19 protein-coding genes and 1 tRNA gene are annotated in these 15,026 nt (G+C 66.0%); 6 read left to right on the forward strand and 14 right to left on the reverse strand.

Translation table 11 applies throughout. The annotated features are described in order from the left end of the window. The 3 genes from ACWEO2_RS26425 to ACWEO2_RS26435 all read right to left on the reverse strand — a co-directional run bounded on the left by ACWEO2_RS26425 (position 1) and on the right by ACWEO2_RS26435 (position 2,036). Positions 1-312, reverse strand: a complete 312-nt coding sequence (locus ACWEO2_RS26425; RefSeq protein ID WP_355180945.1) for a hypothetical protein — start codon at positions 310-312, stop codon at positions 1-3. Between the two features lie 95 nt (positions 313-407). Next, the gene (locus ACWEO2_RS26430; protein ID WP_452407763.1) at positions 408-1,037 is read right to left on the reverse strand and encodes a transglycosylase SLT domain-containing protein; all 630 of its coding nucleotides are present in this window, start codon (positions 1,035-1,037) and stop codon (positions 408-410) included. A 528-nt stretch (positions 1,038-1,565) separates the two neighbouring features. Continuing rightward, positions 1,566-2,036 carry a MarR family winged helix-turn-helix transcriptional regulator gene (locus tag ACWEO2_RS26435; protein WP_452407764.1) on the reverse strand — a complete coding sequence of 157 codons (471 nt, stop codon included), beginning with the start codon at positions 2,034-2,036 and terminating at the stop codon, positions 1,566-1,568. Positions 2,037-2,112: 76 nt separating this feature from the next. Here ACWEO2_RS26435 and ACWEO2_RS26440 point away from each other — a divergent pair, with 76 nt between their 5' ends. After that, positions 2,113-2,487 (forward strand): cupin domain-containing protein, encoded by a 375-nt coding sequence (locus ACWEO2_RS26440; protein ID WP_452407765.1) that lies wholly within the window; start codon positions 2,113-2,115, stop codon positions 2,485-2,487. A 131-nt stretch (positions 2,488-2,618) separates the two neighbouring features. Here ACWEO2_RS26440 and ACWEO2_RS26445 read toward each other — a convergent pair whose 3' ends face one another. Next, entirely contained in the window at positions 2,619-3,260 is a 642-nt protein-coding gene (locus ACWEO2_RS26445; RefSeq protein ID WP_452407766.1) for a TetR/AcrR family transcriptional regulator, read from the reverse strand. A gap of 112 nt (positions 3,261-3,372) precedes the next feature. On the opposite strand from ACWEO2_RS26445, the gene ACWEO2_RS26450 reads away from it, so the two are divergent. Together ACWEO2_RS26450 and ppgK are read left to right on the forward strand one after the other, a co-directional pair. Further along, positions 3,373-4,473 (forward strand): NmrA family NAD(P)-binding protein, encoded by a 1,101-nt coding sequence (locus ACWEO2_RS26450; protein WP_452407767.1) that lies wholly within the window; start codon positions 3,373-3,375, stop codon positions 4,471-4,473. Positions 4,474-4,968: 495 nt separating this feature from the next. Continuing rightward, positions 4,969-5,811, forward strand: a complete 843-nt coding sequence (gene ppgK, locus ACWEO2_RS26455) for a polyphosphate--glucose phosphotransferase (RefSeq protein WP_452407866.1) — start codon at positions 4,969-4,971, stop codon at positions 5,809-5,811. 72 nt (positions 5,812-5,883) lie between these two features. On the opposite strand, the gene ACWEO2_RS26460 is transcribed toward ppgK, so the two are convergent. Together ACWEO2_RS26460 and ACWEO2_RS26465 are read right to left on the reverse strand one after the other, a co-directional pair. Further along, a complete protein-coding gene (locus ACWEO2_RS26460; RefSeq protein ID WP_452407768.1) occupies positions 5,884-6,540 on the reverse strand; it encodes a hydrolase in 657 nt (218 codons plus the stop codon). 648 nt (positions 6,541-7,188) lie between these two features. Further along, the gene (locus ACWEO2_RS26465) at positions 7,189-7,677 is read right to left on the reverse strand and encodes a DUF1275 family protein (RefSeq protein WP_452407769.1); all 489 of its coding nucleotides are present in this window, start codon (positions 7,675-7,677) and stop codon (positions 7,189-7,191) included. A 65-nt stretch (positions 7,678-7,742) separates the two neighbouring features. On the opposite strand from ACWEO2_RS26465, the gene ACWEO2_RS26470 reads away from it, so the two are divergent. Beyond that, positions 7,743-8,135 carry a hypothetical protein gene (locus ACWEO2_RS26470; RefSeq protein ID WP_452407770.1) on the forward strand — a complete coding sequence of 131 codons (393 nt, stop codon included), beginning with the start codon at positions 7,743-7,745 and terminating at the stop codon, positions 8,133-8,135. Between the two features lie 331 nt (positions 8,136-8,466). Here the strand turns inward: ACWEO2_RS26470 and ACWEO2_RS26475 are convergent, their stop codons facing one another. Both ACWEO2_RS26475 and ACWEO2_RS26480 read right to left on the reverse strand, forming a co-directional pair. After that, positions 8,467-8,892 carry a RidA family protein gene (locus ACWEO2_RS26475; protein WP_452407771.1) on the reverse strand — a complete coding sequence of 142 codons (426 nt, stop codon included), beginning with the start codon at positions 8,890-8,892 and terminating at the stop codon, positions 8,467-8,469. Positions 8,893-8,976: 84 nt separating this feature from the next. Further along, on the reverse strand, positions 8,977-10,524 hold the full coding sequence (locus ACWEO2_RS26480) for an FAD-dependent monooxygenase (protein ID WP_452407772.1): 1,548 nt from the start codon (positions 10,522-10,524) through the stop codon (positions 8,977-8,979). A 45-nt stretch (positions 10,525-10,569) separates the two neighbouring features. Here ACWEO2_RS26480 and ACWEO2_RS26485 point away from each other — a divergent pair, with 45 nt between their 5' ends. Beyond that, positions 10,570-11,016: a MarR family winged helix-turn-helix transcriptional regulator gene (locus tag ACWEO2_RS26485; protein ID WP_452407773.1), complete on the forward strand. Its 447-nt coding sequence runs from the start codon at positions 10,570-10,572 to the stop codon at positions 11,014-11,016. A gap of 253 nt (positions 11,017-11,269) precedes the next feature. Here the strand turns inward: ACWEO2_RS26485 and ACWEO2_RS26490 are convergent, their stop codons facing one another. The 3 genes from ACWEO2_RS26490 to ACWEO2_RS26500 are packed head-to-tail and all read right to left on the reverse strand — an operon-like array spanning position 11,270 to position 13,193. After that, positions 11,270-11,623: a putative quinol monooxygenase gene (locus tag ACWEO2_RS26490; protein ID WP_452407774.1), complete on the reverse strand. Its 354-nt coding sequence runs from the start codon at positions 11,621-11,623 to the stop codon at positions 11,270-11,272. Beyond that, positions 11,620-12,375 (reverse strand): MBL fold metallo-hydrolase, encoded by a 756-nt coding sequence (locus tag ACWEO2_RS26495; protein ID WP_452407775.1) that lies wholly within the window; start codon positions 12,373-12,375, stop codon positions 11,620-11,622. The genes ACWEO2_RS26490 and ACWEO2_RS26495 overlap by 4 nt, the downstream gene beginning before the upstream one ends. A gap of 11 nt (positions 12,376-12,386) precedes the next feature. Continuing rightward, positions 12,387-13,193, reverse strand: a complete 807-nt coding sequence (locus tag ACWEO2_RS26500) for an alpha/beta fold hydrolase (protein WP_452407776.1) — start codon at positions 13,191-13,193, stop codon at positions 12,387-12,389. A gap of 93 nt (positions 13,194-13,286) precedes the next feature. Here ACWEO2_RS26500 and ACWEO2_RS26505 point away from each other — a divergent pair, with 93 nt between their 5' ends. Then, a complete protein-coding gene (locus ACWEO2_RS26505; protein ID WP_452407777.1) occupies positions 13,287-13,706 on the forward strand; it encodes a MarR family winged helix-turn-helix transcriptional regulator in 420 nt (139 codons plus the stop codon). A gap of 151 nt (positions 13,707-13,857) precedes the next feature. On the opposite strand, the gene ACWEO2_RS26510 is transcribed toward ACWEO2_RS26505, so the two are convergent. The 3 genes from ACWEO2_RS26510 to ACWEO2_RS26520 all read right to left on the reverse strand — a co-directional run bounded on the left by ACWEO2_RS26510 (position 13,858) and on the right by ACWEO2_RS26520 (position 14,899). Continuing rightward, a complete protein-coding gene (locus tag ACWEO2_RS26510) occupies positions 13,858-14,118 on the reverse strand; it encodes a hypothetical protein (RefSeq protein ID WP_452407778.1) in 261 nt (86 codons plus the stop codon). Positions 14,119-14,251: 133 nt separating this feature from the next. Continuing rightward, on the reverse strand, positions 14,252-14,485 hold the full coding sequence (locus ACWEO2_RS26515) for an FAD-dependent oxidoreductase (protein ID WP_452407779.1): 234 nt from the start codon (positions 14,483-14,485) through the stop codon (positions 14,252-14,254). 341 nt (positions 14,486-14,826) lie between these two features. Further along, positions 14,827-14,899 (reverse strand) — tRNA-Lys (locus tag ACWEO2_RS26520). Between the last annotated feature and the right edge of the window lie 127 nt (positions 14,900-15,026).

The raw sequence follows: 15,026 nt of genomic DNA on the forward strand, positions 1-15,026 counted from the left end.
TCACCACGGTGTGATCGGCGGTTTCACCCACAGCAGCTTCTCATCGGTGTGATTGCGTTGTGCCGCAGGATGATCCGGATAACGAGCGGCCCAGGTGTCCTTCTCGTCGAGCAGGTCGGCCACATTCGTCCAGGTTTCGCCGGTGCTCGGCGGATTCGTCTCGGCGGCGCGCGCCAGTTTTCGCAGGATCGCCGCGGGCATGTCCAGCAGTTCGGCCCCGGTGATGCCACGATCCCAGATATAGGCCGCGAGGCGGCGCGCCTTCTCGGCGCGGCTTTTCGACGCGTGGTCGGAATGGGCGTAATCGGTCATGGCGCAGTCCACATCGATGGTGGTTGGTCTGCGTCGACCCTACGACAACGCCTCCCCGCCGTCGGGCGGGGAGGCGTTGTCGAGGCAGTCGCGGATCAGTACGCCGAGTTGACGTTGTCCATCGAGCCGTAGCGGTGCGCCGCGTAGTTGCAGGCGGCGGTGATGTTGGCCACCGGATCCCAGATGTCCCAGGCGGTGCCCTCGACGTGGTAGGCGTTGAAGGTGGGGTCGATCACCTGGAGCAGGCCCTTGGAGGGGATGCCGGCGGCGGCGTTGGAGTCCCAGAGGTTGATGGCCTGGGGGTTGCCACCGGATTCACGCATGATGTTGCGGTAGATGCCGTTGTAGCTGCCCGGGATGCCCTGTGCGGCCATGATGTCGAGGGCGTGGTGGATCCAGCCGTCGAGGTTGTCCTCGTAGACCGGGGCCGGGGGCGGCGGCGGGGTCAGGCCGGGGACCGGCGGCAGCTCGGGCAGCGCCGGCAGCTCGGGCAATGCGGGCAGGCCGGCAACGGCCTGGGCGTCGACCGGCTCGGCCGCGGGAGTCACCGCGGGGGCGGCGGGCTGCTGCTCGGCGACCATAGCGATGCGCGACGGAACGCTGTCGTCGGCCAGCGCGACTACGGAGGAGGTGCCGACGGCGATGATGCCGGCTGCGGCGACAGCGAGGGTGACACTGTCACGGAGCGACATGCGGCGGAAAGCAGAGAGGCGTTTGTCGAGCATTTCGAAATCAGTTCCTTGTCGTGTCCAGAGAGGCGATCCGGCCCGGTGGAGGCAGCGCGGATCTCCGACGGGGCACCCGGTTGGAAGGCCCGCCTGAATCGGTTCGTATGCTGTTTTCGGGTTTTGTTGTGAAGGCCAGGCGAAGCCCTGGCGCCCGACGCGGTAAGAGCCACCCGGGGTCGGTTCCCGGCGGGTGCCGCTGTCGTGCGGGGAGAATGCGATCAGTGCCGCTGATTCTCCGGCGACCGCGGCGGGGAAAACCCATCTGCCGTTGCGGTCGTTTTCCGACTGTGTGTGGATTGCTCCACGGTGTAACCAAACTGTTGGCCTGTTCGTGACCTGATCTCAGCTTGGTCACGATGGGTTAATGCAGGGTGAACGAGCGGTGAACGAACGGGTTTGCCGATCTTGGAAAGCCCTGGTCGGGCTTCTAAAAACCCTGCCTATGCGGGGAGTTTGCTCCTAAACGCGCTGTGGCGCAGGTCACATTTTTTTCTCTGTAACGCGGGCCACTTTGTCTCAATTTGGTCACCATGAGGCCGGACGGACCCGTCCGGGGGGCACCACGCGGGTCAAATTGTTACGCAATTCGGCGACTGCGGAATCGCCCAAAATGGACGCCCACTGGTCGGCGAAGTTCGCCGCCGCGGCATCTGCCGCGCGTGTGCAGGCCCATCCCTTATCGGTGAGGGTGATCAGTCGCGCGCGGGCGTCGTCGGGATGTGCGTTGCGTTCGGCGTAGCCCTTGCGCACGAGTTCGTCCACCAACTGACTGGCGGCCTGTTTGGTCACCCCCAGATGCTCGGCCAACTCGCCGACCGTCGCACCGCTCGGGGCCAGTCGGACGAAGGCGAACCCGTGTGTCGGCCGTATATCGGCGAATCCGGCGGCGACCACTCCCGCATGAATGGCGTCGGTCGCGGCCGCTCCTGCGGCCAGCAGGAGCAGGGCGAGATCCTGTCCGGGGCGCAGCGTCGAGACGGGTTTCAGATCCGACATGACTGACATCTTGACACAGATGGGCAAGTTGCTTGACTATATAGTCAAGTTGCTTGACCAAATGAAGGAGTAAGACATGCCTGTGACCCGTGCCGCCGAGGCCGAAACCCACGAAATGCACGGCACCCGATTCACCTCCTATATCCGCCCCGGCATGGGCAGTGCCGAACTGTGCGTCTGGCAGACCCAGGTGCCCGCGGGCTTGAAGGGCGTGCCGCACAAGGTTTTGCGAGAGGAGGCATTCGTCATCATCGCGGGTGTGGTGACCCTGACCATCGACGGTCAGCCGGAGGAATTGCGAGTGGGCGATGCCGCCCTCGCCCCGGCGGGCTCGACCATCAACCTGGAAAACAACGGAACCGAAACCGCCACCCTCGTGGTGACCGTTCCAGTCGGCTTCCAAGGTGAGCTGCTCGACGGAACGGTCATCAATCCGCCATGGGCCAGCTGATCGGGGCCGACCGGCCACGTGTCCAACGACGCATCCGGCGTTATCGCTCCGATGGCGGTGCGTTATCGCGTTGATCGAACAAAAATCCCCCCGTCGGCATGCGGCCGACGGGGGGATTTTGCTGATGCCGGTTACGTATCCATTTGGTTGAGAAGGCCGTTGGCGATGAGCGTGAGGACCTGGTCGACGGCGAAGGCGACGGCCGGCGGGGTATCGGAAAGCGGTCCATCGACGAGTAGGACGGCGAGTCCGTGCACGGCGGACCAGGCGGCGATCTCCGCGCCGGGGCGGCGCTGCGACCTCATAAGACCCGCGTGCACCGCCTCGTCCAGGACTTGGCCGAGAATCGTGAACGGCTCCGACGCGGCGTCGTTGGTCGAGGGTTCTGCGGGTGGATCGCCGGCAGTCACGGGGTGCGAGATGAACGCGCAACGGAACAGGCCGGGTTCTGACAATGCGAAGTCGATGTAGGCGGCGCCGACCGCGCCCAGACGCAGGAGCACGTCGTCGGTCTGGTCGATGCGGCGTCGCATCTCGGCCCCGAGCTGTGCTCTCGCGTACCGGGACACCTCGGCCAGCAGCGCCTCGCGGTCGGCGAAGTGACGATAGGCGGCCGAATGGGACACGCCCGCCGCCCGGGCGGCCTCCCGCAGGACGACCCGGTCCGGCCCGCCCGCGCGGGCGAGCGCGACGCTCGCCTCGACCAGCGTGGACCGCAGCGCACCGTGGTGGTACGACTTGCGCCGGTCCGGCCGGGTGTCACTAGCAGTCATATCCCCAGGATGGTACGCCGAGCCTGATGTTGACAACGGTCACATAGAGGCGCACGCTCATATCTGGAAGTGACCGTTGGTCACATTGGTCGATCTCACGGAAGGACATGTGATGAAGCAAACGCGAGTGCTGGTAACCGGAGCGACGGGCAAGGTCGGCTCCGCAGTGGCCACCCAGCTGCTGGAACGCGGGGTACCGACCAGGGTTCTGGTGCATCGCGAGGATGCTCGCAGCGCGCGGCTGCGGACCCTGGGCGCGGAGATCGTGGTCGCAGACATGCTCGACATACCGCAGGTGCAGGCCGCACTGGAGGGTGTTGATCGGCTCTACTTCAATCCGCCCTACCATCCGCACGTGCTCTACAGTGCGGTCGCGTTCGCCGTGGCCGCGCGGCGGGCGGGGGTGGAGGCGGTGGTGGTGCTGGGCCAATGGCTGGCCAGCCCCGAGCATCCGTCGCTGATGACCCGCCACGCCTGGTTGACGGACAAGCTGTTCGAAATGCTGCCCGACACCGCCCACGTGGCCGTCGACCCGGGGTTCTTCGCCGATAACTACTTCAACCTGCTACCGACGGCCGCGCAGATGGGAATAATGCCGTTCCCGACCGGGGCGGGGCTGAACGCGCCGCCGTCCAATGAGGACATCGCGAGGGTCGCGGTGGGCGCGCTGCTCGACCCCCATCGGCACGACGGCCGGTCCTATCGCCCGACCGGTCCGACACTGATGTCCGGGGCAGACCTCGCGAATGCGATGGGTGAGGCGCTGGGCCGGCGGGTGCGTCACGTCGACGTCCCTCCGCGCATGTTCATGAAAGCGGTGCGGGTGGGTGCCAAGCGGATGGGCTTCGACGTGTTCCTCGAGTCGAGCCTGCACCACTACATGCCCGAATACGCGCTGGGAACATGGCAGTTCGGCGGACCGACGACGCACGTGCGTGACGTCGCGGGCGTGGAACCTGAGGACTTCGTGACCATCGCCCGCCGATACGCGACCGCGCCGGAATGTCGCCGTACCACCGGGAACTTCCTGCGCGAGACCTGGAACTCATTGCTGATGGCTGTCACACCGATGCGCGATGTGGATCGGTTCGAACGCGCACAGCAGCAACCCAGACCCGCAATTCCGCGCTTCTCTGGAGAGTCCGACATCTGGCGGAGCGAACACACCCTCACCACTGACGTCGCCGTCCCAGTCAACGTTGTATCCAACTGACTGCATTCACCTCTGGAAAGGAAATTTGTGGTCTATTGGTGAGCCGCACATCGGCCAGCACCACCGAGGACAACACCGACTTGCCCGCGAATTCCCGGCGGGTAGCGGCGGTCCCAGCGGACCCATCACCCGCAGTTCCGCGGGTATTGCAGTGTTGACATACGCTGCCGAACTGCAATGGGACCGGCGGCTTTTGCCGGTAGCAGGAATACCGGTCCGGGGGAGACAATAGATGCTTGATGTTATGTGCACCATCAGTATCGGGGCATGTCCCTGACATGCGCCGTATCCGTTCAGCGGGGTGCCCGAAGCGGGCAGTGCCGTTGTGAACGAACCTTTTGCGCCCTTTTTGTTGGAATAACGGGCAGCCTCCCAAAAACTCTGCCTCGATTTCCGATTCGTGACCAGGCGGACTCGATGAAACCCACGGTAACGACCAGCCCGGAATCTGTGGAGCGAGCCGACCTCGGGCCGCCGTCACGTACTGGAGTGTCCATGACCGATTCCACCCCTTCGGTCACCGAAAAGCCGAGCCAGGCTGAGCCGCATCGCTGGGGCTTCGGCATCGACGTGGGCGGTACCGGCGTGAAGGGCGGCGTCGTCGATCTCGGCACCGGGCAGCTGATCGGCGACCGCTTCAGACTCCCGACTCCGCGGCCAGCTACTCCGGAGGCTCTCGCCGACACGATCCGCGAGGTGGTGCAGCACTTCCAGTGGGACGCGCCGCTCGGCGTCACCTATCCGGGTGTGGTCAGTGGCGGCGTAGCCCGTACCGCCGCGCACCTCGACAAGTCTTGGATCGGAGTGAACGCCCAGGAGGTGATCAGCGCCGAACTCGGCGGACAGCCGGTGACCCTGCTCAATGACGCCGACGCGGCGGGACTGGCCGAAGTCGAGTTCGGCGCCGGCAAGGACAACGACGGCGTCATTGTGCTGCTGACGTTCGGCACCGGCATCGGTTCCGCGGTGATCCATAACGGGGTTTTGTTGCCCAACACTGAATTCGGTCACATCGAGGTCGGTGGAATGGAGGCCGAGCGTCGGGGCGCCGCGTCGGTCAAGGAAAGGCACGCCTGGAGCTACAAGCGTTGGGCACCGGAGGTGACGAAGGTGCTGGTCGCCATCGAAAACGCGATCTCGCCCGACCTGTTCATCGCCGGTGGCGGGGTCAGCCGCAAAGGCGACAAATGGATTCCGTTGCTGAAGAATCGCACGCCGGTGGTGGCCGCCGTCTTGCAGAACACCGCGGGGATCGTCGGGGCAGCGGTGGCTGCGCGTGCCGATCCAACGCGCGCAACCAGCCCGCCCGGCGGTAGCGGTCGTCTTCACTGGGTTTGATCAGCCGTGGTCCCGGCGGATGTTGAACCCGAGAAAGTCACATCCCTGATTCCGAACGGTGGAGAACCCGATCTACTGACGGAAGAGGTCGCCGGTGGTATCGCCGATTCGGCGCTTGCGGTGGAAGTAGTCGTTGATGATGACCCGGTAGAGGTCTGCGTCGGAGCGGGCCCAGTTGCGCATCAGTTCGCAGCCGAGGGCCAACGAGGTGATGGGGTGGGCGCCGGCCTGGACCATGCGGGTGATTGCGGTCTGGTGCGTGACGGGGGAGACCCCTCCGACGGCGTCGACAACGGGGTAAACCTCGTAGCCTTCATTCAGCATGTCAAGGGTGGGGAATGCCAAGCAGACCTCGGTCCAGAGGCCGGCCATGATCATCTTCTTACGGCCGGTGGCTTCGATGGCGGCGCGGAAGTCGGCGTCCTCCCAGGAATTCACGCCGGTCCGATCGATTTCGATTACGCCCGGCAGCTCGTTCATCAACTCGGGCACAGTGGGCTGGTTGACACCCATCCCGACCGCCACCGTGGATACCACAGTCGGTACCCGGTAGGCGTGGGCCAGCTTGGCCAGTGTGATGGCGCCGAGGTCGATCTCGGCACGGGTAGCGGACCCCACGGTGGCGTATTGGCCGGGCTGGAAATCTATCAACACGATGGCACAGTTCTGCGGTGTCAGAAGGTGATCGGTTTGCGGGTCACGGATCGGCTCAGGATTGAGCTTGGCCATCGTCTTCTCTCTTGAGATCGCCAGGCGGACGATGCCGAGGCGCCCTGGAGTGGGCACTGGTCGGCTGAGTCTGACTGGTTCGGGAGTGCTGTGTCTCGGTGTGGTGGTGTGCGTACTCGGGCTGCGTTGCGGTGGCGGCCAGGCAGGATGCGGTACCGACGAATGCCTTGCGGGTTACCTGCCATGGTCGTTCCTGCCGTTCGTCGCGTCGGCGTGCGAGCAGCGGCGAGCACGCATTCCAGTCTGTACGGCGCGGGCAGGTGATCACCCCGCTTCACGGGCCGTGAATCCCTGAAAACGGGACACCGTGAATTGGTCAGCGGAAGGCTATCTTTCGGGTATGGGTGGTGGCGTCGGGGCGGGCCGCCCAGGCTCAGGGCAGAGTAGCGAGGGAGATCTCGGCGATCTCGTGCAGACGATGGACGGAAACGCCCAGCCGATGGCCTTGGCGTGGAGCGGATTTGTCGCTGCCCGGGTCCTGCCGAGAGGACCACAGCCCGCTATGCCACCGTGGCCGAGCACCTGCTCGGCGACGGACTCGAACAGCCGCCGCCCGACCGCCGGACACCTGGCCGAGACTGCGCCACTTCGACATGACCTGACGTCGCGGTGCGTGTGCAGCATCACGTGTTTCGAGGTAGATCGGGGTCACGACTTGGCGGTCCAGCTTCGGGCGGAGCGGGCGGCGAAGCGTCCGAAGACGACGATCGCGGCCAGCAGGAACACCGCGACTGCGAGCGCGGCCGGACCGTGGCCGTGGACGACAAGTGCGGAGCCGATCGCCGCGCCGGCGAACATGGCGCCGATCGGAATCAGACGTCGGCCGAGCTTGCTATTGGTGCTGCCCACAGCGACGCTGTCGGCCGCGATGCCGGTGAGCGTGAGCGTGAGGACCGTGGTGGTCAGGTCGGGGACGGCCAGGGCGCGGGCGGTCGCATTCTGCAGACCCAAACCCGCGCCCAGGAATGCGATCAGTACAGCCAGCGACCAGCCGCTGTAGGGCTGACCGACATGCGCGGACGGCGGAGCGAGCAGAGCCAGAGCGGACTGAATGACGCTGCAGACGAATCGGGCGGGGCCTCGCCCAAATGGATTCCCCGCAACCCGGCTGCCGGTCGATATGGTTGCACGGGTCATAGGTCACACATCGTGGGCGCGCGTCGGCGAGCCGGCTCGCTGCCGGATTCCACGGGAGGCGCGGCATGACGTCGACATATATGGGGAAGCCGTACTATCCAGCGTGGCTGGACAACCTGGCCGACGATGTAACCGGGGAGGGCGCGGCGTGGGACGGCGCCATCCAGGGCGCGCAGGCCGTCCATGAAGTCGTGGTCGCTGCCCGCGAAATATACGAGTACCAAGACTTCCACTACGTAGGCCCCTGCGGCGAGAACAGCTTCCTCGAGGACTACACCTCATCAGTCCGCGGCGTGCCGATTCACGTCATCGTCCTGGTTACCTTCAACGCCGCCGGAAAGGCTCAGCGCCTCGTGGTGAACCACCGGCCACGCAGCTCCCTGCTGCTGTTCTCCCGCTTGATGCTCGAGCGGTTCGCCGGCACACCCCTTGCCAAGCATTGGGAAAGCACACCTTGAGGAGCGCGCATGAGTGCGCCCTCGTACCTGATCGTTGGGGCGGGTGGTGGCACTGGACTGCGGCTGTTCGACCCAGGGTTCCGCTCACAACGGAGATTCGCGCACGGATTTCACCGAAACTGCTGGGCCTGTGAACCACCGTTCTCGGCCCGGAGAAACGTTTCGTCGGCCTGGCCCCCGTGCAACGAGCAGTTGCCCCGAGACAACGAACGTGCCGCCAGTTTCGCGCGGTGTCACGCAGATCGGCGGGGTCGGCGCGGTCGAGGAGGACCGGTCGCGCTGGACTCGCATGGCCGGGACGGTGTGGATGCATCGTCCCGGCGTGCGGGCGTCAGATGCGCGGTAGCGAACTGTCGCGGTCGAGGGCCGCAACCCCGTCGATCTCGACGCGCACTCCCTCGCGTACCAGCTGCGCGACGACCGTCGTCCGGGCCGGCATCGCGGAGCAGTCGGCGAAGAACTCTCGATACACGCGGTTGAAGGTCGCGAAATCCTGCTTGTCAGCGAGATAGCAGGTGCACTTGATAATCAGGTCTTTTCTGCTGCCCGAAGCGACAGCGACTGCGACGAGATTGTGCAGAACGTGCCGCACCTGGGCGCCGAAGTCGTCAGGTATCTCGTAGGTGACCGGGTCGAGCGGACCTTGGCCGGAGGTGAAGACCAGATCGCCGACTCTGATGGCCTGCGACAGCGGTGGCTCCGTGCCGTCGGGGAATCGCACGAACGGGGCGTCGTCGGTATGGATGCTCTCGATCATGTCAGGCATTGTTCTACGCTGCCGTGGCGCTGGTCACGCCACCGAATCATGTTGGCGCCGAACCTTCCTAATCCAAGCGCGCCATCAGGGAGTTGGTAGCTTGCGGTCGGCTGCGCCCACCCATTGGCTGAGTGCGGCGGTCAGAGTGTGGTGGTCGATGGGTTGGGTGGCGGGGTTGACCCAGGCGACGTAACCGTCGGGGCGGACGAGGGCCGCGTCGATGGCGGGGACGTCGCCGAAGACGGGCAGGTGCCACGGGCTGCTGGACCGGGTGGGCGCGAGCCGTGCGTCGACACGGTCCACGTGGTCGGTCCACGGGGTGGGAATGCTCGTCGATCCGTTGGCACGGAGATCGATCAGCACCGGACGGGCTCGGTGGAGCAGGCTGAACACGTCTGTGCGGCCCTGGTCGGTGGTCAGAGGCAGATTTGGCATGCGCCGCCCGAGCAGGGGGTGGGTGTCGCCGAGTGGGTAGCGCAGATCCAGTCCGCTGAGGATTCCGCTCAGACGCAGGCACACCTCGGGCACGGTGAGGATGTCGGCGACGACCTCGCGCAGAGCGTCGTTCTGCCGTCCGGGTTTGATCAACGCGGTTTGGGCCTTGGTCAGCTGCAGCACGGTGGCCGCGATCGGGTGCCGCTCCTGGTGGTAGGTGTCCAGCAGGGCGTCGGCCGCAGTGCCGTCGAGTACGGCGGCGAGTTTCCAGCCCAGGTTCACCGCGTCCTGAATGCCGAGGTTCAATCCCTGTCCGCCGATGGGCGAGTGGGTGTGGGCTGCATCCCCGGCGAGGAAGACCCGGCCCCTGCGATAGTGGGTGACGTGGCGGAAGCCGTCGGAGAAGCGCGACATCCAGCGCGCGTCCCGTAGACCGTAATCGGTGCCCAGGCCGTCGCGCATGACCTCGCGCAATTCGTCAAGGGTGACCGGTGCGGTGCGGTCGGCCGGGGGCGTGGCCCGCATCAGGCTCAGGCGGAACAGCCCCGATTCGGCCCGGGAGATCTGGTAGGTGCCGATGCGTTCGTTGCGGCCGAAAACACCGTTGCCGTCGGGCGGGGAGTCCAGGTACACGTCGCCGACCACCCAGAACGCGACCGGCTCGTCGCCAGGGAAGGGAAAGCCGCTGATCTTCCGCACGGAGCTGTGGCCGCCGTCGCAGCCGATGAGATAGTCGGCGCGGATCGAGGCCGGGCCTTGCGGCCTTTCGAGAAACACCTCGATGCCGGTGTCGTCCTGGTGCAGGTTCACCACGGCCGTGGACCACAGGAAACGGACGCCGAGGTCGGCGGCGCGGGCGGCCAGGATCCGCTCGGTTTCGTGCTGCGGCAGGATCAGCGCGCAGGGCCAGGCCGGATCGAGTCGGTGCGGGGCCATCGGTATACCGGAGAACAGGACCCCGGGCAGGACCTTGCCGCTGCTGAGGAACTTCTCGGCCAATCCGCGCTGGGTGAATATCTCCATGCTGCGGGCATTGATGCCCGGTGCGCGCGACTCGCCGACCGTGCCGACCGGGCGGCGCTCCAGCACGACGACGTCGATGCCGCCGAGCCGCAGCTCGCAAGCCAGCATGAGGCCGGTCGGGCCCGCGCCCGCGATGACTACTTGGGCTGTTGGTGCAGAAACGCTATTGTTCATAGGATCCTATGTAACTCTAAATAGGATCCTATGTAAAGGAGGGATGTGGAAACCACATCGATGCCAAGCCTGGCCCAGCTGATCAATCGCGCCGCACGCGCGCTGGCGCGCGACGGAGACGCCGCGCTCAAACCGCTCGGGCTGCGTTACGCCCAGGTCCCCGTGCTCGCGCTGCTGCGCGACGGCACCGAGCTGACGCAGAAGGAGCTGGCCGACGCCACCGGTATCGAGCAGCCCTCCATGGCCCAGCTGCTCACCCGGATGGAACGCGACGGGCTGATCCGCCGCACGCCCAACCCCCGCGATGCGCGCAGTCAGACGATCACGCTGGCCACCGAGACCGCCCCGCACCTGAACGCCGCGCGCCGGCAGCTGGCCGACCTCAACGCGCGGGCCGTCGCCGGATTCACGTCCGCGGAGATCCGAACCCTCGAGGAGCTGCTGATCCGGCTCAACGACAACCTCGACAGGGGCAGTGCTGAATCGGCCTGAGGCGGTGCGAAGGAATTCGAGCTTCTCCGACGGGTTTCCGTCGGATCGCCCGCCGCGGTGGTAGCCACAGCGCCTGGCATGCCAGCTTTCGGTGTGGCGTCCGTTTCGTTTCTCGCACCAGCTCGATTCAGGCGCGAGAGTTCAATTCACCCAGCAGCCGCAGGGTTCGGTGTTCGTCTATGGAATTCCCCTCCGGAACAGGCATATTCGGGCTGTCGCCGCGCGGACCATCCTCAGCGGTCCAGCCGGTGGATCACGGGGCGGGGAGTTCGATGAGCTGGATCAGGGATCTGGCGTCGGTCGTGCTGTGCTGGGCGAGTTCGGTGAAGAAATGGGCGACGTGCGCGGTGGTCAGGTGGGTGCGGAAGGCGGCGGTGTCGGTGTAGATCTCGTAGAGGTAGAACATGCTGGGGTCGGAAGCTGTACGGAAGGAACGGAATTCGAGGCAACCCGGTTCCTTTCGCACGGCGGCGGTGAGGGTCGCGATGGCCGCCGCCAGCGGCTGCTCATGGCCGGGCGCGGCCCGGACCATCGCGACCATGGGGCGCTCGCCCGTCGGGAGGTCGTCGGGGATTTCGGGCGTGTACTGCGGGTAGGCGGCGCTCATGCGACTCGCACCGCCGTTCCGGGCAGGACCATGCGGACCTCGACATCGGGGGCGAGCCGGGCGACCGCGTCGGCGTAGTGCCGCGGGTCGCGATCGCCCTTGGTGATCATGCGGTCACCGAGTCGGCCGCTATGGAAGGCGTAATGGTGCGGGATCGCCAGGGTTGGGCGCAGGGCCGCGGTCAGGGCGGCGGCTTCCTCGGCGTCCATGACGACCTGGCGCATGTTCGCCGGGCGGACGCACAGGCCGTTGGTCGGCAGGATCGCCAGGTCGATCTTCCCGAAACGTGCTGGGATCGCGTCGAGTTCGGGCACTCGCAGCGTGTCGCCGCCGAAGAAGACGGTGCGCCCGCCGGATTGGAGCACGAAGGTGACCTCGTGGACACCGTGTTGGCCGGGCGTCGCCGTCACCCGCAGGTTGCCGACAATCGTCGACTCCCACGCCTCGATGGTGCGCAGTTCGCGGAAGCCTTTCCGGGCCGCGATGGCCGTCACCGTGGCCGGGCCGATCAGCGGGATGTCGAGGTCGAAGCCGCCGGCGACCAGGGCATCCAGGTCGCAGTGGTCGTAGTGCTCATGGCTGACCAGGACGGCGTCGATGCCGCCGAGTTCGGCGACGGTCGCGGTGACCGGCTCGCCCTGATGGTAGGTCGCGGTCTCGGTGAACCAGGGATCGGTCAGGACCCGGATGCCGCCGATCTCGATCAGCTGGCAGGCGTGCCCGATCCGGGTCACGGTGAGAGAGGTGCTCATGGTCGTGGTCCTCACTTCGGGAGGTCGAGGTCGAGGATGGCGCCGAGGAGTTCCTCGGGCGTCTCGACCTGGGGCATATGACCGGTGCGGGGCAGCAGCGTGAAGGCCGCGCCGGGGATCGCGGCGGCGTACGCCTTGCCGTATTCGGGGTCGACCATGCGGTCGCTCTCACCCCACAGCACATGGACCGGCAGATCGATGGCGGCCAAGCGCGTGGCCAGTGTCGGGTCGGTCATGGTCGGGCCGGTGTAGCCGATCAGCGCCTGCACATCCGGGCTCGGACCAGTGCCGGCACCGGGCGCGGTCGGCGCCTTGCTCGGGTCATGCCAGGAAAACGAGCGGATCTCCGCGATCGACTTGCCGCGCACATCGGTTATCGGGTGGCCTTCGACCTCGATGCCGATCGCGTCGATGATCACCGCGCCGCTGACCCGCGGGCTGGCCTGCATGGCGATCTCGGCGGCCAGCCAGCCGCCGAAGGAGTTGCCGATCACGGTCACATCGCCGAGGTCGAGTTGGTCGAGCAGCGCGACGTACGCCCGGGCCAACGCGGTGACATCGGTCAGCCCGTCGGCCTTCGGCGTGCCGGAGAAGCCGGGGTGGGTGGGCAGCAGCACCCGCGAGTGCGTGCGCTCGGCCAGTAGGTCGGCAAAGTCGACCATGGTCTGCACCCCACCGCCGCCGTGCAGGAGCAGGAATGGCCGCGTGCGGTCACGCTCGTCGACGGCGATCTCGACGGTGTCGACCGAATCGGTTGCGAGAGTGTGGATGTCGGTGCGGGTGGGTCGCAGGCTGCCGGCCGGAACGGAAGTGCTCATTGTCGTGATCCTTTGCGCTATCGGTTATATAAGGAACCTTATATCAGCAACCTTATGTAAGCAACCTTCATTTGAGCAGTTAGGATGAGTGCCATGAGCTATCGCCCGGCCGAGGTGGGTCTGTCCGTCAAACGGCTGCAGTACCGCCACCACCGCGCGCTGAACCGCGCCCTGACGCCGCTGGGAGTCTCCCTCGTGCAGTGGGACACGCTCCGTCACCTGCACCGCAATCCGGACGCCTCACTGCACGATCTGGCCGTGCTGACTTTTCAGACCGACCAATCGTTCGGCTCACTGGCCACCCGAATGGCGGACCGCGGACTGATCGAACGCATCTCCGGCCCCGGACGCGCGGTCCGCCATCGACTCACCGAGCAGGGCGAACGCGTACGCGCCGAGGGCCAGGCGATCATGGACTCGATCCTGGAAGAGTCCTTCCACGGCTTGTCGCAGACCGAACTCGACGCGCTCGGAGCGCTTCTGGACAAAGCTCTCGCCTCCGAACCGGCCTAGCAGGACGCCGACTCGCCGACGGGCAGGCCGAAGATAGACGATCCGGCTGTGATCCGACGATGGATCGACGAAGAGCCGAGCCTGCTCCGGCACGGCAACCACTCCCGGCTCGCCGATCGCTATCGCAGTGCGGAATCCGCTGAGTAGGTGTTCAACTCAGTTCTCGAGGCCGCAGTGTGCTGTCGGGGCGCAGGTGGCCCGCGACGTCGAGGTCGGCGAGCACGGCCGGTAGGCCGGTCGGCAGCATGGTGCGGCGGACCCTGCCCAGCAAGGTCGACAGCAGGAATCCGCCGATGCCGGTGTACCCGGTGTGGTCGTAGGTGAAGCGAGTGCGGCAGACGTGCGATTCGAGCCGATAGGTCACCGTAGTGAGCTGACCGCCTCCGCTGGTCCACGTCGGCGACGCGGTCATCGCCGACATCCACCGCGCGGCCCGGTTACTCGAGGAAGGTTTCGGCACCTGGAATTCACCACGCTGACACGCGAATTCGGATGCGGCGGTTGACCGCGGGACCTGATCGAGTGCTGTCCGCGCTGGTCGGCGACTACATCGTGGTGGGCATTGGGTCCTGGCCGACGAGGTGATGGCCGCGGGCCGTCGATTCGCGGACCGCATCGAAGGCGTAATCGAACATGTCCCGCTCATAGGCATGGAGGGCTTGCAGCAGCGGCCGTCCGTCGCGGGTCACCCGGGTCAGGTGATCGGTGAGCACCTGTGCGTCGCGCAATGCGGTGTTCGCGCCGATTGCGGGGCTCATGACGTGGACGACATCGCCCATCAGGGTGATCGCGGTGGTGTCTCACGCGATAGGCGGCGAGCGACACCAGTCGGCGGGCCTTGGACCGGCGCAACCCGCCGCCAGGTCGAGCTCACCCTCGTCGCGAGATCGCTGAGGCGTCGGATTCGAAAACGGCCGCGAAGCAGCTGGGGCATTCTCGTGAGGGCGTCACGGGGCATCTCGCCGGAGCAGGCACCGGACTCATCGCCCGCCCTGGAGCCGGGGTTAGGCACGGCCAGCAGAGGAACCAATGGTGGTGACTTTTTGGTGTTCTTTTGGTGACGGTCCGGTAGAGCAAAACAAGCCCAACCGTAGTATCGGGCCTGACCTGCTAATTTAAGTGCGCCATCAGGGACTCGAACCCCGAACCCGCTGATTAAGAGTCAGCTGCTCTGCCAATTGAGCTAATGGCGCGGATCTTGCTGTGCTCCGTGTTCCGGTGCGGGACAAAGATTAACAGGCGGAGTGCCCATAAGTGAAATCGGTTTCTGACCGGGGCAGATGGGGAGCCTGCGGCCGGTGTTAACACGGCGCGGGATGG

This window comes from Nocardia sp. NPDC004278, assembly GCF_053602975.1.

What these genes read in the sequence shown, in the direction of transcription:
- ACWEO2_RS26425 (WP_355180945.1), bottom strand. Translation starts at nt 312, where the DNA reads ATGACCGATTACGCCCATTCCGACCACGCGTCGAAAAGCCGCGCCGAG.
- ACWEO2_RS26430 (WP_452407763.1), bottom strand. Translation starts at nt 1,037, where the DNA reads ATGCTCGACAAACGCCTCTCTGCTTTCCGCCGCATGTCGCTCCGTGAC.
- ACWEO2_RS26435 (WP_452407764.1), bottom strand. Translation starts at nt 2,036, where the DNA reads ATGTCGGATCTGAAACCCGTCTCGACGCTGCGCCCCGGACAGGATCTC.
- ACWEO2_RS26440 (WP_452407765.1), top strand. Translation starts at nt 2,113, where the DNA reads ATGCCTGTGACCCGTGCCGCCGAGGCCGAAACCCACGAAATGCACGGC.
- ACWEO2_RS26445 (WP_452407766.1), bottom strand. Translation starts at nt 3,260, where the DNA reads ATGACTGCTAGTGACACCCGGCCGGACCGGCGCAAGTCGTACCACCAC.
- ACWEO2_RS26450 (WP_452407767.1), top strand. Translation starts at nt 3,373, where the DNA reads ATGAAGCAAACGCGAGTGCTGGTAACCGGAGCGACGGGCAAGGTCGGC.
- ppgK (WP_452407866.1), top strand. Translation starts at nt 4,969, where the DNA reads ATGACCGATTCCACCCCTTCGGTCACCGAAAAGCCGAGCCAGGCTGAG.
- ACWEO2_RS26460 (WP_452407768.1), bottom strand. Translation starts at nt 6,540, where the DNA reads ATGGCCAAGCTCAATCCTGAGCCGATCCGTGACCCGCAAACCGATCAC.
- ACWEO2_RS26465 (WP_452407769.1), bottom strand. Translation starts at nt 7,677, where the DNA reads ATGACCCGTGCAACCATATCGACCGGCAGCCGGGTTGCGGGGAATCCA.
- ACWEO2_RS26470 (WP_452407770.1), top strand. Translation starts at nt 7,743, where the DNA reads ATGACGTCGACATATATGGGGAAGCCGTACTATCCAGCGTGGCTGGAC.
- ACWEO2_RS26475 (WP_452407771.1), bottom strand. Translation starts at nt 8,892, where the DNA reads ATGATCGAGAGCATCCATACCGACGACGCCCCGTTCGTGCGATTCCCC.
- ACWEO2_RS26480 (WP_452407772.1), bottom strand. Translation starts at nt 10,524, where the DNA reads ATGAACAATAGCGTTTCTGCACCAACAGCCCAAGTAGTCATCGCGGGC.
- ACWEO2_RS26490 (WP_452407774.1), bottom strand. Translation starts at nt 11,623, where the DNA reads ATGAGCGCCGCCTACCCGCAGTACACGCCCGAAATCCCCGACGACCTC.
- ACWEO2_RS26495 (WP_452407775.1), bottom strand. Translation starts at nt 12,375, where the DNA reads ATGAGCACCTCTCTCACCGTGACCCGGATCGGGCACGCCTGCCAGCTG.
- ACWEO2_RS26500 (WP_452407776.1), bottom strand. Translation starts at nt 13,193, where the DNA reads ATGAGCACTTCCGTTCCGGCCGGCAGCCTGCGACCCACCCGCACCGAC.
- ACWEO2_RS26505 (WP_452407777.1), top strand. Translation starts at nt 13,287, where the DNA reads ATGAGCTATCGCCCGGCCGAGGTGGGTCTGTCCGTCAAACGGCTGCAG.
- ACWEO2_RS26510 (WP_452407778.1), bottom strand. Translation starts at nt 14,118, where the DNA reads ATGACCGCGTCGCCGACGTGGACCAGCGGAGGCGGTCAGCTCACTACG.
- ACWEO2_RS26515 (WP_452407779.1), bottom strand. Translation starts at nt 14,485, where the DNA reads ATGGGCGATGTCGTCCACGTCATGAGCCCCGCAATCGGCGCGAACACC.